21 protein-coding genes are annotated in these 21505 nt (G+C 64.8%); 11 read left to right on the top strand and 10 right to left on the bottom strand.

Features of this window, described 5'->3' with window-relative positions; translation table 11 throughout:
• The first annotated feature begins 1 nt into the window (after nt 1).
• The 6 genes from hemL to lnt all read left to right on the top strand — a co-directional run bounded on the left by hemL (nt 2) and on the right by lnt (nt 6123).
• Complete coding sequence (gene hemL, locus PRtIB026_RS06185) at nt 2–1285, top strand: glutamate-1-semialdehyde 2,1-aminomutase (protein WP_203648150.1); 1284 nt, start codon at nt 2–4, stop codon at nt 1283–1285.
• 256 nt (nt 1286–1541) lie between these two features.
• Nucleotides 1542–2087: a tetratricopeptide repeat protein gene (locus PRtIB026_RS06180; RefSeq protein WP_203648151.1), complete on the top strand. Its 546-nt coding sequence runs from the start codon at nt 1542–1544 to the stop codon at nt 2085–2087.
• A gap of 179 nt (nt 2088–2266) precedes the next feature.
• Nucleotides 2267–3265, top strand: coding sequence for a PhoH family protein (locus PRtIB026_RS06175; RefSeq protein ID WP_203648152.1), 999 nt, complete (start codon nt 2267–2269; stop codon nt 3263–3265).
• Nucleotides 3258–3731, top strand: coding sequence for an rRNA maturation RNase YbeY (gene ybeY / locus PRtIB026_RS06170; protein ID WP_203648153.1), 474 nt, complete (start codon nt 3258–3260; stop codon nt 3729–3731). The genes PRtIB026_RS06175 and ybeY overlap by 8 nt, the downstream gene beginning before the upstream one ends.
• 26 nt (nt 3732–3757) lie before the next feature.
• Nucleotides 3758–4597, top strand: coding sequence for an HlyC/CorC family transporter (locus tag PRtIB026_RS06165; RefSeq protein WP_203648154.1), 840 nt, complete (start codon nt 3758–3760; stop codon nt 4595–4597).
• Nucleotides 4598–4605: 8 nt separating this feature from the next.
• Nucleotides 4606–6123, top strand: coding sequence for an apolipoprotein N-acyltransferase (gene lnt, locus PRtIB026_RS06160; protein WP_203648155.1), 1518 nt, complete (start codon nt 4606–4608; stop codon nt 6121–6123).
• A 151-nt stretch (nt 6124–6274) separates the two neighbouring features.
• Here the strand turns inward: lnt and PRtIB026_RS06155 are convergent, their stop codons facing one another.
• Together PRtIB026_RS06155 and PRtIB026_RS06150 are read right to left on the bottom strand one after the other, a co-directional pair.
• Nucleotides 6275–7036, bottom strand: coding sequence for a YdcF family protein (locus tag PRtIB026_RS06155; protein WP_203648156.1), 762 nt, complete (start codon nt 7034–7036; stop codon nt 6275–6277).
• A gap of 125 nt (nt 7037–7161) precedes the next feature.
• Nucleotides 7162–7476, bottom strand: coding sequence for a hypothetical protein (locus PRtIB026_RS06150; protein ID WP_110737917.1), 315 nt, complete (start codon nt 7474–7476; stop codon nt 7162–7164).
• Nucleotides 7477–7716: 240 nt separating this feature from the next.
• Between PRtIB026_RS06150 and leuS the strand changes: the two genes are divergently transcribed.
• From leuS to PRtIB026_RS06125, 5 genes are all read left to right on the top strand, one after another.
• The gene (gene leuS / locus PRtIB026_RS06145; protein WP_203648157.1) at nt 7717–10323 is read left to right on the top strand and encodes a leucine--tRNA ligase; all 2607 of its coding nucleotides are present in this window, start codon (nt 7717–7719) and stop codon (nt 10321–10323) included.
• A gap of 62 nt (nt 10324–10385) precedes the next feature.
• Nucleotides 10386–10991, top strand: a complete 606-nt coding sequence (lptE, locus tag PRtIB026_RS06140; RefSeq protein ID WP_203648158.1) for an LPS assembly lipoprotein LptE — start codon at nt 10386–10388, stop codon at nt 10989–10991.
• Nucleotides 10992–11028: 37 nt separating this feature from the next.
• Entirely contained in the window at nt 11029–12066 is a 1038-nt protein-coding gene (gene holA, locus PRtIB026_RS06135) for a DNA polymerase III subunit delta (RefSeq protein WP_069016289.1), read from the top strand.
• Between the two features lie 152 nt (nt 12067–12218).
• Nucleotides 12219–12383: an alternative ribosome rescue factor ArfA gene (arfA, locus tag PRtIB026_RS06130; protein ID WP_028690395.1), complete on the top strand. Its 165-nt coding sequence runs from the start codon at nt 12219–12221 to the stop codon at nt 12381–12383.
• Nucleotides 12384–12444: 61 nt separating this feature from the next.
• Complete coding sequence (locus tag PRtIB026_RS06125) at nt 12445–13758, top strand: lytic murein transglycosylase (RefSeq protein WP_203648159.1); 1314 nt, start codon at nt 12445–12447, stop codon at nt 13756–13758.
• A 120-nt stretch (nt 13759–13878) separates the two neighbouring features.
• On the opposite strand, the gene PRtIB026_RS06120 is transcribed toward PRtIB026_RS06125, so the two are convergent.
• The 8 genes from PRtIB026_RS06120 to rodA all read right to left on the bottom strand — a co-directional run bounded on the left by PRtIB026_RS06120 (nt 13879) and on the right by rodA (nt 21499).
• The gene (locus PRtIB026_RS06120; RefSeq protein WP_267813698.1) at nt 13879–14817 is read right to left on the bottom strand and encodes a S66 peptidase family protein; all 939 of its coding nucleotides are present in this window, start codon (nt 14815–14817) and stop codon (nt 13879–13881) included.
• 102 nt (nt 14818–14919) lie between these two features.
• The gene (lipA, locus tag PRtIB026_RS06115) at nt 14920–15936 is read right to left on the bottom strand and encodes a lipoyl synthase (protein WP_028690392.1); all 1017 of its coding nucleotides are present in this window, start codon (nt 15934–15936) and stop codon (nt 14920–14922) included.
• A gap of 2 nt (nt 15937–15938) precedes the next feature.
• Complete coding sequence (gene lipB, locus PRtIB026_RS06110; protein ID WP_203648160.1) at nt 15939–16586, bottom strand: lipoyl(octanoyl) transferase LipB; 648 nt, start codon at nt 16584–16586, stop codon at nt 15939–15941.
• On the bottom strand, nt 16586–16861 hold the full coding sequence (locus PRtIB026_RS06105; protein WP_011535839.1) for a DUF493 domain-containing protein: 276 nt from the start codon (nt 16859–16861) through the stop codon (nt 16586–16588). The genes lipB and PRtIB026_RS06105 overlap by 1 nt, the downstream gene beginning before the upstream one ends.
• A gap of 73 nt (nt 16862–16934) precedes the next feature.
• Complete coding sequence (locus tag PRtIB026_RS06100) at nt 16935–18095, bottom strand: D-alanyl-D-alanine carboxypeptidase family protein (protein ID WP_203648161.1); 1161 nt, start codon at nt 18093–18095, stop codon at nt 16935–16937.
• Between the two features lie 273 nt (nt 18096–18368).
• Nucleotides 18369–19367, bottom strand: coding sequence for a septal ring lytic transglycosylase RlpA family protein (locus tag PRtIB026_RS06095; RefSeq protein ID WP_203648162.1), 999 nt, complete (start codon nt 19365–19367; stop codon nt 18369–18371).
• Entirely contained in the window at nt 19368–20378 is a 1011-nt protein-coding gene (mltB, locus tag PRtIB026_RS06090; RefSeq protein ID WP_203648163.1) for a lytic murein transglycosylase B, read from the bottom strand.
• 17 nt (nt 20379–20395) lie between these two features.
• A complete protein-coding gene (gene rodA / locus PRtIB026_RS06085) occupies nt 20396–21499 on the bottom strand; it encodes a rod shape-determining protein RodA (protein ID WP_203652712.1) in 1104 nt (367 codons plus the stop codon).
• Nucleotides 21500–21505 lie beyond the last annotated feature (6 nt).

Raw genomic sequence — 21505 nt, 5'->3', positions numbered from 1 at the left:
CATGTCCCGTTCCGAAGAACTGTTTGCCCAAGCCCAGAAACACATCCCCGGTGGCGTCAACTCGCCCGTGCGCGCCTTCAAGAGCGTCGGCGGCACGCCGCTGTTCTTCAAGCACGCCGAAGGCGCCTACGTCATCGATGAAGACGACAAGCGCTATGTCGACTATGTCGGTTCCTGGGGCCCGATGATCCTCGGCCACGGCCATCCCGATGTGCTGAATGCCGTGCGCCGACAACTCGAGCACGGCCTGTCCTATGGCGCGCCGACGGCCATGGAAACCGAGATGGCCGATCTGGTCTGCTCGATCGTGCCGTCGATGGAAATGGTGCGCATGGTCAGCTCCGGCACCGAGGCCACCATGAGCGCCATCCGTCTGGCCCGTGGCTACACCAGCCGCGACGCCATCATCAAGTTCGAAGGCTGCTACCACGGCCACTCCGACAGCCTGCTGGTCAAGGCCGGCTCCGGCCTGCTGACCCAGGGCGTACCGAGCTCGGCCGGGGTGCCGGCGGACTTCGCCAAGCACACCCTGACCCTGCCGTTCAACGATATCGCCGCCGTCGAGAAGACCCTCGCCGAGGTTGGCCAGACCGTGGCCTGCATCATCGTCGAGCCAGTGGCCGGCAACATGAACTGCGTACCGCCGGCGCCAGGCTTCCTCGAAGGCCTGCGCGCGCTGTGCGACAAACACGGCGTGGTACTGATCTTCGATGAAGTGATGACCGGCTTCCGTGTGTCGCTGGGCGGCGCCCAAGGCCACTACGGCATCACCCCGGACCTGTCGACCTTCGGCAAGATCGTCGGCGGCGGCATGCCGGTCGGCTGCTTCGGCGGCAAGCGCGAGATCATGGGCTGCATCGCCCCGCTCGGCCCGGTCTACCAGGCCGGTACGCTGTCGGGCAACCCGCTGGCCATGGCCGCAGGCCTGACCACCCTGCGGCTGATCAGCCGCCCGGGCTTCCATGACGAGCTGAGCGCCTTCACCAACCGCATGCTCGATGGCCTGCAACAGCGCGCCGATGCCGCTGGTATCCCGTTCGTCACCACCCAGGCGGGCGCCATGTTCGGCCTGTACTTCAGCGGCGCCGACGACATCGTCACCTTCGACGACGTGATGGCCAGCGACGCCGAGCGCTTCAAGCGCTTCTTCCACCTGATGCTCGACGGCGGCGTGTACCTGGCGCCAAGCGCCTTCGAGGCGGGCTTCACCTCCATCGCCCATGGCGACAAGGAGCTGCAGATCACCCTGGATGCGGCCGAGCGGGCGTTCGCCAAGCTGAAGTAAGCCTTCACACCACCCAGGTAGGAGCGGCCTTGTGCCGCGAAAGGGCTGCGAAGCAGCCCCTGGAATTTCAGCCTTGATGCGAATAATGCCGGGGCTGCTTCGCAGCCCTTTCGCGGCACAAGGCCGCTCCTACACAGTCAGCCGATTCGCCAGCAGGACAGAAATTCGAGTAAAACTTTGTAAGGTAGGCGCTGCTTATCCCATAATGTGCCACCAGAGACATTGGCCGTAGCTTTGCAGAGGTAAGTCGATCCCCATGAACCGCACCGGCCGCGCCCTGACCCTGGGCTGCCTGTTGCTTCTTCAGCCCCTGCTGGCCCTGGCGGAGGGCGGTAACTCGTTGCTGATTCCGGCGGCGGGCCGCTGCACTCTCGATGCTGCGCCCGAGGACCAGGAGAACGCCCTGAAGGCCTGCGAGCAGACGGCGGAGTCCGGGGATGCCGAAGCGCAGTACGAGCTGGGCGAGTTCTACTACAGCGGCACGCCGCGCCATCTCGACAAGGCGCTCAAGTGGTTCGAAAAGGCCTCGCTGCAGGGCCAGGGGCAGGCTCAGTACCGCCTCGGCTCGATGTTCTTCCATGGCGAAGGGGTCAAGGCCAACAACGTGCAGGCCTACATCCTGCTCAAGATCGCCGCGGTCAACGGCGCCGAAGACGCCCTGGACATGGCCGACGAAGTCAGCGGGCAGATGCCCCGCGACGAGCTCGAGCACGCCACCCAGGTGCTCGGCCAGATCTTCCGCAAATACCTGCTGGAACTGCAGAACGCCGAAGGCCGCACGCCCTTCTCTCCCCTGCCCTGAACCGCCTCGAGCCCTGTGCGGTCCGCCGGCATCATCGTTTCGTCAACTTGCCCTGCCATGATCGACACGCGGATCGGAAGCGTCGTACCGACCCTTGATCGTTTCAGTGCTTTCGCCACTGCCACTCAAGGGTTATTCTTGAGTTCACATTCATTGCCGTCGAGCGGCTAAAAACGACCTTGAACGCACCCATACAACCCCATCGTTTCATCCTCGAGCCCTTCGAGGCCCATCGTTTCGCCAACCTGTGCGGCCAGTTCGACGAGCACCTGCGCCTGATCGAACAACGCCTGGCTATCGAAATCCGCAACCGCGGCAATCAGTTCGAACTGATCGGCGAACCCAAGACCACCTCCGCCGCCGAACAGTTGCTGCGCCGCCTCTATCGCGAGGCCAAGGCCACCGACCTGTCGCCGGAAACGGTCCATCTCTATCTGCAGGAATCGACGGTCGAGAACCTCGAGAACCCCGCCGTCAACGAAGTCAGCGTCTCGCTGCGCACGCGCAAGGGCAACATCCGCCCACGCGGCGTCAACCAGCAGCGCTACGTCAAGGAAATCCTGGCCAACGACATCAACTTCGGCGTCGGCCCGGCCGGTACCGGCAAGACTTACCTGGCCGTGGCCTGCGCGGTCGACGCACTGGAGCGTGAACAGGTGCGCCGCATCCTGCTGGTGCGCCCGGCGGTCGAGGCCGGCGAAAAGCTCGGCTTCCTGCCCGGCGACCTCGCCCAGAAGATCGACCCGTACCTGCGCCCGCTCTACGACGCGCTCTACGAGATGCTCGGCTTCGAGCACGTGGCCAAGCTCATCGAGCGCCAGGTGATCGAGATCGCACCGCTGGCCTACATGCGCGGCCGCACCCTGAACAACAGCTTCATCATCCTCGACGAGAGCCAGAACACCACCCTCGAGCAGATGAAGATGTTCCTCACCCGCATCGGCTTCGGCTCGACCGCGGTGATCACCGGCGACATCACCCAGGTCGACCTGCCGCGCGGCACCAAGTCAGGGCTGGCCCATGTGATCGAGGTGCTCAGGGACGTCCCAGGTATCAGCTTCACCCATTTCCAACCCAAGGATGTGGTGCGCCACCCGCTGGTGCAGCGCATCGTCGAAGCCTACGACCGTTTCGACGCCCGTCAGGCCAAGCCCGAGGCACCCGGCAAAGATGCTTGAACTCGACCTGCAACGGGCCACGGACGCCGCCGCCCCCGACGACAACGCCTTTCGCCGCTGGTGCGAGCTTGCCTTGCGCCAGCGCAGCGCCGACTCCGAGATGACCATCCGCCTGGTCGACGAAGCCGAAGGCCGCGAGCTGAACCACACCTACCGGCACAAGGACTACGCGACCAACGTGCTGTCCTTCCCCGCCGATGTGCCCGACGAGCTGCTCGACATCCCGTTGCTGGGCGACCTGGTGATCTGCGTGCCGGTGGTCGAGCGCGAGGCCGCCGAACAGGGCAAGGCCCTCGAGGCGCACTGGGCGCACCTGGTCATCCACGGCTGCCTGCACCTGCTCGGCTACGACCACATCGAGGACGATGAGGCCGAGGAGATGGAAGCGCTGGAACGAACATTGCTGGCGGAACTGGGTCATCCGGACCCGTACGCCGACGACGAAGCCGAATCAATCACACACTGACACTGCAAGGATCACGAGTAACCGCCATGAGCGAAGACCGATCGAGCAACGGGCAAAAGTCCTGGCTGGGTAAACTGACCCAGGCTTTTGCCCATGAGCCGAAAAACCGCCAGGAGCTCCTCGAGCTGCTGCGCGAAGCCCATCAGAACAAGCTGCTCGACAGCGAAGCGCTGACCATCGTCGAAGGCGCCATCCAGGTCGCCGACCTGCAGGTGCGCGACATCATGGTGCCGCGCTCGCAGATGATCAGCATCAAGGCCAGCCAGTCGCCACGCGAGTTCCTGCCGGCGGTGATCGACGCCGCGCACTCGCGCTACCCGGTGATCGGCGAAAGCCACGACGATGTGCTCGGCATCCTGCTCGCCAAGGACCTGCTGCCGCTGATCCTCAAGGAGAACGGCGACAGCTTCAACATCAAGGACCTGCTGCGCCCGGCCACCTTCGTGCCTGAGTCCAAGCGCCTGAACGTGCTGCTGCGCGAATTCCGCGCCAACCACAACCACATGGCCATCGTCATCGACGAGTACGGCGGCGTGGCGGGCCTGGTGACCATCGAGGACGTGCTCGAGCAGATCGTCGGCGATATCGAGGACGAGCACGATGTCGAGGAAGACAGCTACATCAAGCCGCTGCCCAGTGGTGACTTCCTGGTCAAGGCGCTGACGCCGATCGATAACTTCAACGAGTTCTTCGACAGCGAATTCTCCGATGACGAGTTCGACACGGTCGGCGGCCTGGTAATGAGCGCCTTCGGCCACCTGCCCAAGCGCAACGAGACCACCGAGATCGGTCACTATCGTTTCCGTATTCTCAATGCCGACAGCCGCCGGATACACTTGCTGCGCCTGACACCGATCAATCGTTAAGGAACGACATGCGCTGGATCACCCGCCCCGGCTGGCCCGGTAACCTGCTGGCCATGGCGGCCGGCGCCTCCACCCTCCTGGCCTTGGCGCCGTTCGACGTCTGGCCGTTGGCCATCCTGTCCATCGCCCTGTTCTACGCCGGCCTGCGCGAACTGACGCCGCGCCAGGCCCTGGGCCGTGGCTGGTGCTTCGGCTTCGGCCTCTACGGCGCCGGCACCTGGTGGATCTACGTCAGCATGAACACCTACGGCGGTGCCTCGCCGCTGCTGGCGATCGCCCTGCTGCTGGCGTTCTTCGCCTGCCTGGCATTCTTCTTCGCCTTGCCCGCCTGGCTCTGGGCGCGCTGGTTGCGTCGCGACGAAGCGCCACTGGCCGATGCCCTGTGTTTCGCCGCCCTGTGGTTGCTGCAGGAGGCCTTCCGAGGCTGGTTCCTCACCGGTTTCCCCTGGCTCTACGCCGGCTACAGCCAACTCGACGGCCCGCTCGCCGGCCTCGCCCCGCTGGGCGGCGTCTGGCTGGTGTCCTTCGTCCTGGCCTTGAGCGCCGCCTTGCTATGCAACCTGTACCGCCTGCGTGAGCGCCGTGCGTTCCTGGCCGCTGGTGCGGTGTTGCTGGTGGCGCCGTGGATCCTCGGCCTGACCCTCAAGGACCACGCCTGGACCAAGCCGGCGGGCGATCCATTGAAGGTCGCCGCCCTGCAGGGCAACGTCGAGCAGGACCTGAAATGGGACCCGGCGCACGTCAATGCGCAACTGGCGCTGTACCGCGACATGAGCTTCAGTTCGAAGCCCGTCGACCTGCTGGTCTGGCCGGAAACCGCCGTGCCGGCGCTCAAGGACCAGGCCCAGGGCTACATCGACATGATGGGCACCTTTGCCGCCGAACGGCATTCGGCGCTGATCACCGGGGTGCCGATACGGCAGATGGTTCACCACCAGCGCCGCTACTACAACGGCATCACCGTGGCCGGCGAAGGCGACGGCACCTACCTCAAGCAGAAGCTGGTGCCGTTTGGCGAGTACGTGCCGCTGCAGGACATGCTGCGCGGCCTGATCGAGTTCTTCAACTTGCCGATGTCGGACTTCGCCCGCGGCCCCGAGGACCAGCCACTGCTGCAGGCCAAGGGTTACCAGGTGGCACCGTACATCTGCTACGAAGTGGTCTATCCCGAGTTTGCCGCAAGCCTCGCCGCGCGCAGCGACCTGCTGCTGACCATCAGCAACGACACCTGGTTCGGCACCTCGATTGGCCCGCTGCAGCACCTGCAGATGGCCCAGATGCGCGCGCTCGAGGCCGGTCGCTGGATGATCCGCGCCACCAACAACGGCGTGACCGCGCTGATCGACCCGTTCGGCAGGATCACCGCGCAGATCCCGCAGTTCCAGAGGGCCGTGCTGTACGGCGAGGTGGTGCCGATGCAGCAGCTGACGCCTTACCTGCAATGGCGCTCGTGGCCGCTGGCAATTGTCTGCGTGCTGTTGCTGGGCTGGGCGCTGCTAGCCGGCCGGATCGCCAAGACCGTCTGAGCGACGACGCCTCCTGTAGGAGCGGCCTCGTGCCGCGAAAGGGCTGCGAAGCAGCCCCGGGGTCTTGGCGTACATGCACAGATCGCGGGGCCGCCTTGCGGCCCTTTCGCGGCACGAGGCCGCTCCTACAGAGGGCCGTGTGCGCTGGGCATCAGTAGAACAACCGATACCCCAGCAAACCCACCGCCTCGTTCAGCAACTGCCCGCTCTGCCACATGGCCCGGCTTTCCGGCAGCAATCCCGCGAACGGTCTTGCATGATCGCGCCCGAGGAAACCCACCGGCGCCGGCACCACCTCGAACCCGGCCCGTTCAAAGCTCCAGCGTGCACGCTGCATGTGCCAGGCCTGGGTCACCACCACCACCCGCCGGATGCCCAATGGCTGCAACACCTTCGCGCTGAACTCGGCGTTTTCCCAGGTGGTGTGGCTGGCTTCCTCCTTCCAAGTGACCTTCACAGCAAAATCGGCCTGCAGCCGATCAGCCATCAGCTGAGCCTCGCTGGGTGGCGTGCCATAGTGCAGGCCACCACTGGTCAGCACCGGCAACCCCGAGGCCTTGGCCAGGTGGGCGGCATAGCGCATGCGCTCCAGTGCCACGTAGGTCGGCTGGTCAGTACCGGCCCACGCCGGATCACCGCGCTCGCGCCCGGCGCCCAGAACCACAATGGCATCGGCCCTGGCCGCCAGGCCCGCCCATTCATCCGCCATCAACGCAGGTTCTGTTTCAAGGGCCCGGGCCACCTGCTCGACGGTCAACGGCAGACTCATCAGCCACAAACCACCCACGCCCAGGGCAAAGCAGGCCGCCGCCAGGCGTGGGCGGCGACGGCGCCACCACCAGGCGACCAGCAACAGCAGGAACAGGATGCCGGGCGGCATCAGCCATTGTTTGATGAAAAAGCGGATCGGCATCACACACCTCCATGGAAGGCGTGCAGCCTAAGAGGATCGGCACCGGGCCTCAAGGGCAACCGGCGCCGATCGATGCGTGCATTGCGAAAACCGGCGCGTAGTACCGCGCCTGCAACCCTGAACGGCTATCGGGACGGCAACGTCCTGGAGCTGGCTGGGGCGCCGGAGCGCTTGCGGTCCTTGAGCCAGACGATCCTGGCCGAGGACGGCTCCGGTTGCGGGTAGGCACCGGCACTGGCAAAACGGCCCTCCGGGAGGGATTCCAGGTAGGCCTTGATGACCTCGAACTCGGCATGGCTCAGGCCACGCAACTCCAGTTCGGCAGGCATCTCGTCGCGCAATCGCACCGAGGTCCGGGCCACTTCCAGTGCCAGGCCCAGGCGGTCGATCAGGCGTTCGTAAAGCTCCGGCTTGTTTGCGGTTAGTTGCGACTCTCCCATCCGTTCACCTCATTGAAGGTAAGAATATCTCCCCCCACAGATGAGCTTAGCGTCACTCGCAAAAGCGGCCGGGCGCTGCGACCAACGGCCCGCGCGACGGGCGATGCAATCAGGGTTTCCCACGACGCGCGGCGCTCATGTATGCTACGGCGTTCACTCTCATAAGATCCCGGAGTGCCGGACGCAGCGAGGTCGAGCTGCCTGGAACATGTCTCTTATTCCTCTCAATACAAAGTAGCCATGCACGAACAATACACGCCCCGTGATGTAGAAGCCGCCGCCCAGAATGCCTGGGACGAGCAACAATCGTTCGCTGTCACCGAACAGCCAGGCAAAGACACGTACTACTGCCTATCGATGTTCCCGTACCCGAGCGGCAAGCTACACATGGGCCATGTGCGCAACTACACCATCGGTGACGTTATCGCCCGCTACCAGCGCATGCTGGGCAAGAACGTCCTGCAACCGATGGGCTGGGACGCTTTCGGCATGCCGGCGGAAAACGCCGCGATGAAGAACAACGTCGCTCCGGCCAAGTGGACCTACGAGAACATCGACTACATGAAGACCCAGCTCAAGAGCCTGGGTCTGGCCATCGACTGGTCGCGTGAAGTCACCACCTGCAAGCCGGACTACTACCGCTGGGAGCAGTGGCTGTTCACCCGCCTGTTCGAGAAAGGCATCATCTACCGCAAGAACGGCACCGTGAACTGGGACCCGGCGGACCAGACCGTACTGGCCAACGAGCAGGTCATCGACGGCCGTGGCTGGCGTTCGGGCGCGCTGATCGAAAAGCGCGAAATCCCGATGTACTACTTCCGCATCACCGACTACGCCGACGAGCTGCTGGAAAGCCTCGACGAGCTGCCGGGCTGGCCTGAGCAGGTCAAGACCATGCAGCGCAACTGGATCGGCAAGTCCCGCGGCATGGAAGTACAGTTCCCGTACGACCAGGCCAGCATCGGCCACGAAGGCACCCTGAAGGTCTTCACCACCCGTCCCGACACGCTGATGGGCGCCACCTACGTCGCCGTCGCCGCCGAGCACCCGCTGGCCACCCAGGCGGCCCAGGGCAACCCGGCGCTGCAAGCGTTCATCGACGAGTGCAAGAGCGGCAGCGTTGCCGAGGCCGACATGGCCACCCAGGAGAAGAAGGGCATGGCCACTTCCCTGTGCGTCGAGCACCCGCTGACCGGCGAGAAGCTGCCGGTATGGGTCGCCAACTACGTGCTGATGCACTACGGCGATGGCGCCGTGATGGCCGTGCCGGCCCACGACGAGCGCGACTTCGAGTTCGCCCACAAGTACAACCTGCCGGTCAAGGCAGTGGTGCGCACCAGCGTCGGCGACGAAGTCGGCAGCGAGTGGCTGGCCGCCTACGGCGAGCACGGCCAGCTGATCAACTCCGGTGAATTCGACGGCCTGGACTTCCAGGGCGCCTTCGACGCCATAGAAGCCGCGCTGATCCGCAAGGACCTGGGCAAATCCCGCACCCAGTTCCGCCTGCGCGACTGGGGCATCAGCCGCCAGCGCTACTGGGGCTGCCCGATCCCGATCATCCACTGCCCGTCCTGCGGCGATGTGCCGGTGCCGGAAGACCAGCTGCCGGTCACCCTGCCAGAAAACGTGGTGCCGGACGGCGCCGGTTCGCCGCTGGCGCGGATGCCCGAGTTCTACGAGTGCACCTGCCCGAAATGCGGCAGCGCGGCCAAGCGCGAAACCGACACCATGGACACCTTCGTCGAGTCGTCCTGGTACTTCGCCCGCTATGCCTCGCCGAATTACGACAAGGGCCTGGTCGATCCGAAAGCCGCCAACCACTGGCTGCCGGTGGACCAGTACATCGGCGGCATCGAACACGCGATCCTGCACCTGCTGTACGCGCGCTTCTTCCACAAGCTGATGCGTGACGAAGGCCTGGTCACCTCCAACGAGCCGTTCAAGAACCTGCTGACCCAGGGCATGGTCGTCGCCGAAACGTACTACCGTGTCGCCAGCAACGGCGGCAAGGACTGGTTCAACCCGGCCGATGTCGAGATCGAGCGTGACGCCAAGGCCAAGATCATCGGCGCGCGCCTGAAGACCGACGGCCTGCCGGTGGAAATCGGTGGCACCGAGAAGATGTCGAAATCGAAGAACAACGGTGTCGACCCGCAGTCGATGATCGAAGCCTACGGCGCCGACACCTGCCGCCTGTTCATGATGTTCGCCTCGCCACCCGACATGAGCCTGGAGTGGTCCGACTCCGGCGTCGAGGGTGCCAGCCGCTTCCTGCGCCGTGTCTGGCGCCTGGCCCAGGCCCATGTGGCCCAGGGCCTGCCGGGCCAGCTGGACATCGCCGCCCTGAGCGACGAGCAGAAGGTCATCCGCCGCGCCATCCATGCCGCCATCAAGCAGGCCAGCACCGACGTGGGCCAGTACCACAAGTTCAACACCGCCATCGCCCAGGTGATGACCGTGATGAACGTGCTGGAAAAGGCGCCACAGGCCAGCGCCCAGGACCGCGCCCTGCTGCAGGAAGGCCTCGAGGCCGTCACCCTGCTGCTGGCGCCGATCACCCCGCACATCTCCCACGAGCTGTGGAAGGCGCTGGGCCACGACCAGGCGGCAATCGACGCGGCCTGGCCGACGGTCGACGAAAGCGCCCTGGTGCAGGACACCGTGACACTGGTGGTGCAGGTCAACGGCAAGCTGCGTGGCCAGGTCGAGATGCCGGCCGCCGCCAGCCGCGAGGAAATCGAAGCCGCCGCCCGCAACAACGAGAACGTCCTGCGCTTCACCGACGGCCTGACCATCCGCAAGGTCATCGTCGTACCGGGCAAACTGGTCAACATCGTCGCCAACTGATGGCAACGCCCGCCTGCACACCCTGCAGGCGGGCGTAATCGGTCCACGAGGGAGCAACACACATGATCAAACGCAATCTGCTGGTAATGGGCCTGGCTGTCCTGCTCAGCGCCTGCGGTTTCCAGCTGCGCGGCACCGGCACCACCGAGCTGACCATCAAGGAGCTGGACCTCAGCGCACGCAACGCCTATGGCGAAACGGTCACCCAACTGCGCCGCACACTGCAGAACAGTGGCGTGAAGGTCTATACCGGCGCACCCTATAAGCTCGTGCTCACCAACGAGCAGGAATCCCAGCGTGCCGCCACCTACAGTGGTGGCAACCGCTCGGCGGAGTACGAGCTGACCGTCGTGCTGAACTACGCGGTCGAAGGCCAGAACGACACGATCCTGCTGGAAGACAAACTGCAGGTGCAGAAGTATTACGTGTACAACGGCAACAACATTACTGGTTCCGGCCAGGAAGCCGTCCAGGTACGTCAGGAAATCCGTCGTGACCTGGTACAAGGCATGATGGTCCGCCTCCAGCAATTGACCCCGGCACACCTCGACGACCTGCAGCGCAAGGCCAACGAGCGTGCCGAAGCCGAAGCCCGGGCCATGCAGGAAGCCCAGCGCATCCAGGACGAGACGCCCCAGCAGTCGCCGCTGGAAGTCCCGGCTCCCTGAGCCTGATCGGGGCACCTCAGGTGCCCCGCCTATTCCCATGAAGCTCGCTCCCGCCCAACTCAACAAGCACCTGCAAGGCCAGCTGGCGCCCGTCTACATCGTCAGCGGCGACGATCCGCTGCTGTGCCAGGAGGCCGCCGACGCCATCCGTAGCGCTGCTCGGCAGCAGGGTTACGACGAACGCCAGGTATTCAGCGCCGACGCCAACTTCGACTGGGGCAACCTGCTCCTGGCCGGCGCCAGCCTGTCACTGTTCGCCCAGCGCCGCCTGCTGGAACTGCGCCTGCCCTCGGGCAAACCCGGCGACAAGGGTGCCGCCGCGCTGATGGAATACTGCGCCAACCCGGCCGAGGACACGCTGCTGCTGATCAGCCTGCCCAAGCTCGATGGCAGTGCGCAGAAGACCAAGTGGGGCAAGGCCCTGATCGAAGGCGCGCACTGCCAGTTCATCCAGATCTGGCCGGTGGACGCCCAGCAGTTGCCACAGTGGATCAACCAGCGCCTGTCCCAGGCCGGTCTTTCGGCCCAGCGAGACGCCGTCGACCTGATCGCCGCCCGGGTCGAGGGCAACCTGCTGGCCGCCGCCCAGGAGATCGAGAAGCTCAAGCTGCTGGCCGAGGGTAACCAGATCACCGTGGAGACCGTCCAGGCCGCCGTCGCTGACAGCGCCCGCTTCGATGTCTTCGGCCTGGTGGATGCCATTCTCAACGGCGAGGCGGCCCACGCCTTGCGCATGCTCGAAGGGTTGCGCGGCGAAGGTGTCGAGCCTCCGGTGATTCTCTGGGCCCTGGCCCGCGAGCTGCGCCTGCTGGCAGGGCTTGCACAGCAGTTCAGCCAGGGGGTGCCACTGGACAAGGCGTTCAGCCAGGCACGCCCCCCGGTGTGGGACAAACGCCGCCCGCTGGTGAGCAAGGCCTTGCAGCGCCTGTCAGCTCAGCGCTGGGCCATGTTGCTGCAGGATGCCCAGCGTATTGATGCGCAGATCAAGGGGCAGGCCGAGGGCTCGCCCTGGACCAGCCTGGCGCGGTTGTCGCTGCTGATGGCCGGACAGCGATTGGCACTGCCTGCCGAGTAAAACTCATCGCGGGTCAAGCCCGCTCCCACAAAGATGTCGTGGGAGCGGGCTTGACCCGCGATGAGGCCCGCCGCCATAAACACAATCAATTGGCTCCGGTAGCGCTACAGGCCTAAAGTGCGCCCGCCATCCACCCACACCGGGAACCCACCATGAGCAAGAAACCGAAAAAGCACGGCCCCAACAAGGCCAAGTCCATCGTCGCCCAACCGCTGTTCCGCTGCCGCCAGGAACGACCGGAAAAAGGCAAAGGCAGCTACCGCCGCGAAGCCTTCCAATCGAGAGATTGGGAGGCTTCCTGCTTTATGGCGGCATGAAAGGCATGAAATGCGCAGGCATGGTATGGTCGGCACCTGACCTGCAATTCTGGATCTGTGCATGCCCTCTCGTCTCACTCTCCGCTGGCAACCCCGCCAGCTGATCGCGGCCACAAGCTTCATCCTGCTCGTCGCCTGCGCCGAGAAACCCACCGCCGCCGACGCCCTGCCGCTGGCGCCCGCCCAGCCCGCCCCCGTCGCCACCCTGCCCGGCACCGCGCCCGAGGCCAACGGTGAAATCCAGCCCCTGCAGACCTTCGCCCAATGGCAGGCCGGCTTCCGCCAACAAGCCCTGCAAGCCGGTATCAGTGCCAGCCTGTTCGACCGCGCCTTCCTCGGCGTCACCCCGGACATGGACGTGATCAAGGCCGACCGTAGCCAACCCGAGTTCACCCGCCCGGTGTGGGAGTACCTGGACGGCGCCCTGTCGCCGCTACGCGTGCGCAACGGCAAGAAACTGCTCGAGCAGAACGCCGATCTGCTGACCCGCATCGAACAACGCTACGGTGTCGATCGCCAGGTTCTGGTCTCGGTATGGGGCATGGAAAGCAACTTCGGCCAGTTCCAGGGCAGCAAGTCGGTGATCCGCTCACTGGCCACCCTGGCCTATGAGGGCCGGCGTCCGCAGTTCGCCCAGGACCAGCTGATCGCCGCCCTGCAGATCCTGCAGAACGGCGATATCCAGCCCGATGCGATGCGTGGCTCCTGGGCTGGCGCCATGGGCCAGACCCAGTTCATCCCGACCACCTACCTGACCCACGCCGTGGACTTCGACGGTGACGGCCGCCGCGACATCTGGAACAGCACCGCCGACGCCCTGGCCTCCACCGCGCACTACCTGCAGGCGTCCGGCTGGAAACGTGGCCAACCCTGGGGCTTCGAGGTGCAGGTGCCCGCCGGCTTCGACTACTGGCTGGCCGATGGCAGCCAGCGCAAGAGCGTCAACGAGTGGCTGCAGCTGGGCGTGAAACTGCCGGCCGGCACCACCCTGCCAACCGGCAGCGACCAGCTGCCCGCCGCCCTGTTGCTGCCCGCAGGTGCCAAGGGGCCAGCATTCCTGGTACTGGACAACTTCCGCGCCATCCTCAAGTACAACAATTCGTCGTCCTACGCGCTGGCGGTGAGCCTGCTGGGGGATCGTTTCTCCGGATGGGGGTTCATTGCCGGCAGCTGGCCGAAAGAGGACCTGCCGCTGAGCCGCAGCGAGCGAATCGAGTTGCAGACCTTGCTCAATGCCAACGGGCATGAAGCAGGCAATCCGGATGGGATCATCGGCGCCAATACCCGCAAGGCAATCCGCAATGCGCAGCAGGCCCAGGGTTGGCCGGCGGATGGTTATCCGACCCACAAGCTGCTTGATAGCCTGCGCCGCTAGAGAGCGCAGGGGGGCGCTTTGCGCCCCTTTCGCGGCACAAGGCCGCTCCTACAGGCGATTGCAATCCCCTGTAGGAGCGGCCTTGTGCCGCGAAAGGACTGCAAAGCAGCCCCGGCGATCTCAACCCCTGAACAGATCCTGCAACAGCACCAGACTCTGCTCTTCAGCATCCAGTCGCACACTTGCCCCCATCGGCAAGCACACATTCGGATCACAGTGCCCACTGCGCCACCCGGCCAGCACCGGCACCCCGAGCGGGCCGAAGATGTCCAGCAGCAGCGGCGTCATCGCCGCCACCGTGATCCCGGCAAAGTCCCCCACCAGCACCCCTCGCACCTCTTTCAGCTTGCCGGCCAGGCGCAGTTGGGTCAGCAGTCGGTCGACACGGTAGAGCGGCTCGTTGACGTCCTCGATGAACAGGATGCTGTCCCGGGTGTCGACTTCCGCTAGCGTCCCCAGCGTGGAGCCGAGCAGCGACAGGTTGCCGCCAACCAGACGCCCGCTGGCAATCCCGGGCACCACGCTGGTGAGCGGGAACTCGACAGGGTGGTCAATCACATCACCCGCCCCCAACCGCCCCCGTAGCTGTCCGAACAGTGAGCTGACGGTGGGCTCGAGCTTGCCCCCCAGCAGGTCGGCATTGAGCATTGCACCATGGAAGGCCAGCATCCCGGCATGTCGGTTGAGCGCCGAATGCAGGGCGGTGATGTCGCTGTAACCCACCAGCGGCTTGGGATGGCGTCGGATCAGTTCGAAGTCGATGCGGTCCAGCAGGCGCATGCTGCCGTAACCGCCGCGCATGCACAGGATGGCGTCGATGTCCGGGGCGCTGAATGCATCGTGCAGGTCACGCAGGCGTTGCTCGTCGCTGCCGGCAAGGTAACCGTCCGCCTGCAGCACCCCAGGGTAGATGCGGCACTGCTGGCCACGGCTTTCGAACCACTGACGGGCCTTGTCGGTGTCCAGCCGCGCCGGCCCGGCCGGGGCGACGATGGCGAAACGGGCGTTGTCAGGCAAGGCCTTGGGCAACAGGTATTCAGCAGTTTCCAGGCAATTCATCGCGCCACTCCTTGCAGCTTGTCGCTTGAAACAGATCGCTCAAAAACAAAAATGCCGATGCCGCCTTCCGGCGCGCATCGGCATGTCCCGCTCAAGCCCGGTTCAGAGCTTGATCTTGGCTTCGTGGGCCTGCTGGTCGGCGTGGTACGACGAGCGCACCAGCGGGCCGGAGGCGACGTTCTTGAAGCCCATCTTGTAACCTTCCTCGGCGAACCAGGCGAAGGTGTCCGGGTGCACGAAGCGCTGTACCGGCAGGTGGTTGCGCGACGGCTGCAGGTACTGGCCGAGGGTCAGCATGTCGATGTCATGCTCGCGCATGCGGTGCATGACCTCGATCACCTCGTCGTCGGTCTCGCCCAGGCCCAGCATCAGGCCGGACTTGGTCGGCACATGCGGGACCATCTGCTTGAACTTCTGCAGCAGGTCCAGCGACCAGTCGTAGTCCGAGCCCGGACGCGCGGCCTTGTACAGGCGCGGCACGGTCTCGAGGTTGTGGTTGAACACGTCCGGCGGGGTCTGTGCGGTGATTTCCAGCGCCACGTCCATGCGCCCGCGGTAGTCCGGCACCAGGGTCTCCAGCTGGACGCCCGGCGACAGCGCGCGGATTTCGCGGATGCAATCGGCGAAGTGCTGGGCACCGCCGTCACGCAGGTCATCGCGGTCCACCGAGGTGATCACCACGTACTTAAGACGCAGGTCGGCGATGGCGATGGCCAGGTTCTTCGGCTCGTCCAGGTCCAATGGCTTCGGACGACCGTGGCCGACGTCGCAGAACGGGCAGCGACGGGTGCAGATGTCGCCCATGATCATGAAGGTCGCGGTGCCGCCGGAGAAGCACTCGCCCAGGTTCGGGCAGGAGGCCTCTTCGCACACGCTGTGCAGTTTGTGCTTGCGCAGCAGTTGCTTGATGCGGTCGACCTCCGGCGAAACCGGGATGCGCACGCGAATCCAGTCAGGCTTTTTCGGCAGTTCTTCGGTGGGGATGATCTTCACCGGGATGCGCGCCACCTTCTCGGCGCCGCGCAGCTTCACGCCGGCCTCGACTTTCTTCGGCGCAGGGCGCGGGGTCACGTCTTGCGTGGGGATCAGGTTCGGCACGGCTTCTTGCACAGTTGTCATAATCAGTCGATTCCGCCCGTCAGGGTCGTCTGCTCAGCATAGTCGAGGTGCCTGACCAGCTGTCCGCGCAGCCTTGTCCTGACCTCGTCAAGTTCGATCGGGCCTGCCAGGTCGCGCAGCTGGGTCATGGCCAGCCCCGCATACCCACAGGGGTTGATTCGGCGGAATGGCGCAAGGTCCATGTCCACGTTCAGGGCAAGGCCGTGGAAGGAACGACCGTTGCGGATTCGAAGGCCAAGGGACGCGATCTTCGCGCCATCGACGTAGACGCCCGGGGCATCGGGCTTGGCCACCGCCTGCACGCCGTAGCTGGCGAGCAGGTCGATGAGCGTCTGCTCGATGCGACTGACCAGCTCGCGCACGCCGATGCTCAGGCGCCGCACATCCAGCAGCAGGTAGGCCACCAGTTGGCCGGGGCCGTGATAAGTGACCTGGCCACCGCGATCGGTCTGTACCACCGGGATCTCCCCCGGGATCAGCAGGTGCTCGGCCTTGCCGGCCTGGCCCTGGGTGAAGACCGGCGGGTGCTCGACCAGCCAGACTTCGTCCTGGCTGTCCGGGCCGCGGTGCTCGGTAAAGCGGCGCATGGCCTGCAGCACCGGTTCATAGGGCTGCAGGCCAAGATCGCGAATACCGAGCACGCCGGACATCACAGCACCATTTTCACGATGCCGGTGGCACGCAGGGCACTGTTGATGTCGTGCAGCTGGTTTTCGCTCTCGGCAACGATATGCAGTTGCACCGTGGTGTACTTGCCTTCCTTGCTCTGGCGCTCGGCCAGGGTCGACAGGTCGACCTTGGCGTGCTTGCTGAGGATCTCGATCACGGTGTCGCGGAAACCGACAACGGTGTCACCGATCACCTTGATCGGGTAGTCCTCGCAGGGGAATTCGATCTTGTGCGACTTGACGTCTTCTTCGCTCATGGCGGAAACGGCCTCGTAAGCCGTGGCAGCAACATCGCCCCCGCCTGGTTCACGGGGGCGCGCTGGTCACGTATCAGTTGAACAAACCGTAGAAGAACAGGCGGATGCTATCCCACATACGGCCGAAGAAACCAGCTTCCTCCACGCCGTCAAGGGCGATGAGGTCGGCGCTGTGAACCACTTTCTCGTCCAGTTTGACTTCCACTTTGCCGATCACGTCACCTTTGGCGATCGGAGCGGTCAGTTGCGGGTTCATGGTCATCGAAGCCTGGAGGCGCTTCAATTGGCCTTTAGGCATGGTCATGGTCAGGTCGTTGGCCAGGCCGGCTTTCACCTGGTTGGTCGCGCCTTTCCATACCTGGGCCTGGGTCAGCTCGGTGCCTTTCTGGTAGAAGGTCTGGGTTTCGAAGAAGCGGAAACCGTAGGTCAGCAGCTTCTGGGTCTCGGCGGCGCGGGACTGCTCGCTGTTGGTGCCGAACACCACGGCGATCAGGCGCTGGCCGTCACGCACGGCCGAGGCGACCATGCAGTAGCCGGCTTCGTCGGTGTGGCCGGTCTTCAGGCCATCGACGGTCTTGTCGCGCCACAGCAGCAGGTTACGGTTCGGCTGCTTGATGTTGTTCCAGAAGAACTCTTTCTGCGAGTAGATGGCGTAGTGCGCCGGATCTTCGTTGATGATCGCGCGTGCCAGCAGGGCCATGTCGTGGGCCGAGGAGTAGTGCTCGGGGTTCGGCAGGCCGGTCGGGTTCATGAAGTGGCTGTTGGCCATGCCCAGGTCGGTGGCGGTCTTGTTCATCATGTCGGCGAAAGCGTCTTCGCTGCCGGCGATGTGCTCGGACAGGGCGACCGAGGCGTCGTTGCCGGACTGGATGATGATGCCGTGCAGCAGGTCGCTGACGGTGACCTGGCTGCCGACCTTGATGAACATGCGCGAACCACCGGTGCGCCAGGCGTTCTCGCTGACGGTGACCGGGTCGTTCTCGCCGATCTGGCCGCGACGGATGTCCAAGGTGGCGATGTAGGCGGTCATCAGCTTGGTCAGGCTGGCCGGCGGCAGGCGCTCGTCACCGTTGTTCTCGACCAGCACGTTGCCGCTGGACGCGTCCATGAGTACGTAGGACTTGGCGGCCAGTTGCGGTGGTGCCGGCATCATCTGCTCCGCTGCGAAGGCAGCAGGCATGATCATCAGCAGAACGGGCAGGCAAAGTCGTTTGGCAAGGTTGGTGATGTTCATCCGTCTCTCGTAAATCGCTAATGGTCTGATGTTCCGTGGGCAAGTTCGTTTGCCCAGCGCCCCGTCAGTCTAGTTTTATGGCCGGTGGCCTGGCCCGACAGTGCGACGTAATGCCGCTGCGGGCAAAAGCGGGCATTGTACATGTCATTGCCCGGCAATTCATGAACAAACCGACAGATCGGTGTGCTCTGCTTCGCGGGTGAACCCGCTCCCACAGGATCTGTGCAAAACCCTGTGGGAGCGGGTTTACCCGCGAAAGGTCCGACGCGTACGTCAGTCGGTCACGACCTTCGCCTGACCGAGGTTCGCCAGGCGAATGCTGTCCTGCGCCTGCTGGATCTCGCCCTGGCTGTTGATCGGCCCCAGGCGCACCCGGTGCAGGGTCTGCTGGTTACGCACCACGGAGCTGATGAACACCGGCGCGCTGACCATGGTGCTCAGCTTCGAGCGCAGCAGCTCGGCGGCATCCGGGTTGGCGAATGCGCCCACCTGCAGGATGCTGCCGCCACTTGCGTTCGGCACATTGTTGCCGCCCACCTGCACCGGCACCACCGGCGCCGCGTGCTGCTGCGGTGGCGGGGTCCACTGCTCGACCCGGCCGGTGCTCGCGGCAATCGGCTGGGCCTGGGCCACCTGCGGTTCCTTGAGCACCATCGGCGGCTGCTGGCCACGCTGGGCCCACCATTGCTGCGGGTCGATCCCTTCGACGCGCACGTGCGCGGTGCCGGTCTCGGCATAGCCGAGCTTCTTCGCCGCGGCGTAGGACAGGTCGATGATACGGTCGGAATAGAACGGGCCACGGTCATTGACCCGCAGGATCACACTGCGGCCGTTGGCCAGGTTGGTCACTCGCACATAGGCCGGCAGGGGCAGGGTCTTGTGCGCCGCGCTCATGCCGTACAGGTCGTACAGCTCGCCGTTGGCGGTGTTCTGGCCGTGGAACTTGGTGCCATACCACGACGCGGTGCCTTCGGCGCGGTAGTTGCGCGAGTCCTGCATCGGGTAGTAGGTCTTGCCCAGCACCGTGTAGGGGTTGGCCTTGTAGTTGCCAGTGTGCACGGTCGGCGTGGCGTCGGGGATCTTGTTGACGTCCACGTCCCACCAGGGCGCGCCGTCCTTGTGCGCACGATTGATGTCCAGGCCCGGCTGCGCGCGCACGGTGTTGCCGCTCTGCGGGGTGGAGGGCCGGCTCGACGAGCAGCTGGCCAGCACCAGGCCGACAGCGACGCAGGTGAGCAGTTTTGCGGTATTGACGGTGAAGAATTCGCGCATTTACTTGACGCCCCGTGCCAGAACCAGCTGTTCGGAAAGCTGATGCACCGCCATGGCATACATCACGCTGCGGTTGTAGCGAGTGATCGCGTAGAAGTTTTTCAGGCCCATCCAGTACTCGGGGCCATCGGCGCCTTCCAGGCGGAAGGCGGTGACCGGCAGATCATCGCGCAGCGCATCATGACCCGACCAGCCCAGCGCCCGCAACTGCGCGACCGTCCTGGTCGGCTCGATGCCGGTGGTCAGGCCTTCGTCGACCCGTGCGCCGGCCACGCTGGCGCGGCTGACCACAGGTTCCCCGGGTACCCAGCCATGACGCTTGAAGTAGCTGGCGACGCTGCCGATGGCATCGTCCGGGTTGTTCCAGATATTGATGTGGCCGTCGCCGTCGAAGTCCACGGCATAAGCGCGGAAGCTGCTCGGCATGAACTGCGGCAGGCCCATGGCGCCGGCATAGGAGCCCTTGAGCGTGAGCGGATCAAGCTGCTCCTCGCGGGCCAGCAGAAGGAACTCGCGCAGCTCCTTGCGGAAGAATTCGGCCCGTGGCGGGTAGTCGAAACCGAGCGTGGACAGGGCATCGATGACCCGGTAGTTGCCGGTGTTGCGACCGAAGAAGGTTTCCACGCCGATGATCGCGACGATGTACTGCGCCGGCACGCCGTATTCCTGTTCGGCGCGGGCCAGCACGGCCTCGTGCTGGCGCCAGAAGTCCACACCGCGGGCGATGCGCGCGTCGGTGATGAACATCGGGCGGTATTCCTTCCACGGCTTGACCCGCTCGGCCGGCCGCGATATCGCATCGAGGATCGCCTGCTTGCGCTGCACCTCGCGGAACACGCCCATCAGTTGCTCGCCGGCGAAGCCGTAGTCGCGAGTCATCTCGCCAACGAACTCGGCCACCTGGGGCGAGCCGTCGTAGTCACCGGCATTGGCCTGCTGGATTGCGCCGAGCAGCCCCACAGCGCCGAAAAACGGCGCTAGGCGGGCAGCCCAGCCACGCACTGCTTGCATGAAATTCTTCACCTTTTTCAAACCTGTGCAATCCATTTACGGTGCGTATGGATCGACATCAGAACGCCAAACGCTGACAGCAGCGTCACCAACGAAGTTCCGCCATAGCTGATGAAGGGCAGCGGCACGCCCACCACGGGCAGTAGGCCGCTGACCATACCGATATTGACGAACACATAAACAAAGAAGGTCATGGTCAGGCTGCCCGCGAGCAGCTTGCCGAACAGGGTCTGGGCCTGGGCAGTGATCATCAGCCCGCGGCCGATCAGCAGGATGTAGATCAGCAGCAGCAGGCAGATGCCGACCAGGCCGAACTCCTCGCCGAGCACGGCGATGATGAAGTCGGTGTGGCTTTCCGGCAGGAAGTCCAGGTGCGACTGGGTGCCCAGCAGCCAGCCCTTGCCGAACACCCCGCCCGAACCGATCGCCGCCTTGGACTGGATGATGTTCCAGCCGGTGCCCAGCGGGTCGCTTTCCGGGTCGAGGAAGGTCAGTACGCGCTGCTTCTGGTAGTCGTGCATGACAAAGAACCACATCGCCACCGCCACCGGCACCGCCGCGGCGATCACGCTGACGATCCAGCGCCAGCGCAGCCCGCCCATGAACAGCACGAAGGCGCCCGAGGCGAGGATCAGCAAGGCCGTGCCCAGGTCAGGCTGGCGCACGATGAGGATGAACGGCACGCCGATCAGGACCAGGCTGATCGCCACATGCTTGAGCTGCGGCGGCAACGTGCGCTTGGCCAGGTACCAGGCGATGGTCGCCGGCATGATGATCTTCATGAATTCCGAGGGCTGGAAACGGATCACCCCGGGAATGTTGATCCAGCGCGTCGCGCCCATGGCGTTGTGGCCCATGACGTCCACCACGATCAGCAGGAACACCCCGGCCAGGTAGGCCAGCGGCACCCAGCGCGCCATGAAGCGCGGTTCGAGCTGGGCGATGATGAACATCGACACCAGGCCGATGCCGAAGGAACTGGCCTGCTTCATCAGCAGGTCCCAGTTCTTGCCGCTGGCCGAATAGAGCACGAACAGGCTGCCGGCGGCGAGCGTCAGCAGGATGAGCAGCAAGGGGCCGTCGATGTGGATGCGCTGCAGGAAGCTGGCGCGCCTGCGCATCACGTC

Source organism: Pseudomonas sp. RtIB026, assembly GCF_016861355.2.
Lineage (GTDB): Bacteria > Pseudomonadota > Gammaproteobacteria > Pseudomonadales > Pseudomonadaceae > Aquipseudomonas > Aquipseudomonas peradeniyensis.
This window is presented reverse-complemented; position numbering and strand designations above follow the sequence as displayed.

Coding starts and splice junctions, on each gene's coding strand:
- hemL (WP_203648150.1), top strand. CDS start 2: ATGTCCCGTTCCGAAGAACTGTTTGCCCAAGCCCAGAAACACATCCCC.
- PRtIB026_RS06180 (WP_203648151.1), top strand. CDS start 1,542: ATGAACCGCACCGGCCGCGCCCTGACCCTGGGCTGCCTGTTGCTTCTT.
- ybeY (WP_203648153.1), top strand. CDS start 3,258: ATGCTTGAACTCGACCTGCAACGGGCCACGGACGCCGCCGCCCCCGAC.
- PRtIB026_RS06165 (WP_203648154.1), top strand. CDS start 3,758: ATGAGCGAAGACCGATCGAGCAACGGGCAAAAGTCCTGGCTGGGTAAA.
- lnt (WP_203648155.1), top strand. CDS start 4,606: ATGCGCTGGATCACCCGCCCCGGCTGGCCCGGTAACCTGCTGGCCATG.
- PRtIB026_RS06155 (WP_203648156.1), bottom strand. CDS start 7,036: ATGCCGATCCGCTTTTTCATCAAACAATGGCTGATGCCGCCCGGCATC.
- PRtIB026_RS06150 (WP_110737917.1), bottom strand. CDS start 7,476: ATGGGAGAGTCGCAACTAACCGCAAACAAGCCGGAGCTTTACGAACGC.
- leuS (WP_203648157.1), top strand. CDS start 7,717: ATGCACGAACAATACACGCCCCGTGATGTAGAAGCCGCCGCCCAGAAT.
- lptE (WP_203648158.1), top strand. CDS start 10,386: ATGATCAAACGCAATCTGCTGGTAATGGGCCTGGCTGTCCTGCTCAGC.
- holA (WP_069016289.1), top strand. CDS start 11,029: ATGAAGCTCGCTCCCGCCCAACTCAACAAGCACCTGCAAGGCCAGCTG.
- arfA (WP_028690395.1), top strand. CDS start 12,219: ATGAGCAAGAAACCGAAAAAGCACGGCCCCAACAAGGCCAAGTCCATC.
- PRtIB026_RS06125 (WP_203648159.1), top strand. CDS start 12,445: ATGCCCTCTCGTCTCACTCTCCGCTGGCAACCCCGCCAGCTGATCGCG.
- PRtIB026_RS06120 (WP_267813698.1), bottom strand. CDS start 14,817: ATGAATTGCCTGGAAACTGCTGAATACCTGTTGCCCAAGGCCTTGCCT.
- lipA (WP_028690392.1), bottom strand. CDS start 15,936: ATGACAACTGTGCAAGAAGCCGTGCCGAACCTGATCCCCACGCAAGAC.
- lipB (WP_203648160.1), bottom strand. CDS start 16,586: ATGTCCGGCGTGCTCGGTATTCGCGATCTTGGCCTGCAGCCCTATGAA.
- PRtIB026_RS06105 (WP_011535839.1), bottom strand. CDS start 16,861: ATGAGCGAAGAAGACGTCAAGTCGCACAAGATCGAATTCCCCTGCGAG.
- PRtIB026_RS06100 (WP_203648161.1), bottom strand. CDS start 18,095: ATGAACATCACCAACCTTGCCAAACGACTTTGCCTGCCCGTTCTGCTG.
- PRtIB026_RS06095 (WP_203648162.1), bottom strand. CDS start 19,367: ATGCGCGAATTCTTCACCGTCAATACCGCAAAACTGCTCACCTGCGTC.
- mltB (WP_203648163.1), bottom strand. CDS start 20,378: ATGCAAGCAGTGCGTGGCTGGGCTGCCCGCCTAGCGCCGTTTTTCGGC.
- rodA (WP_203652712.1), bottom strand. CDS start 21,499: ATGCGCAGGCGCGCCAGCTTCCTGCAGCGCATCCACATCGACGGCCCC.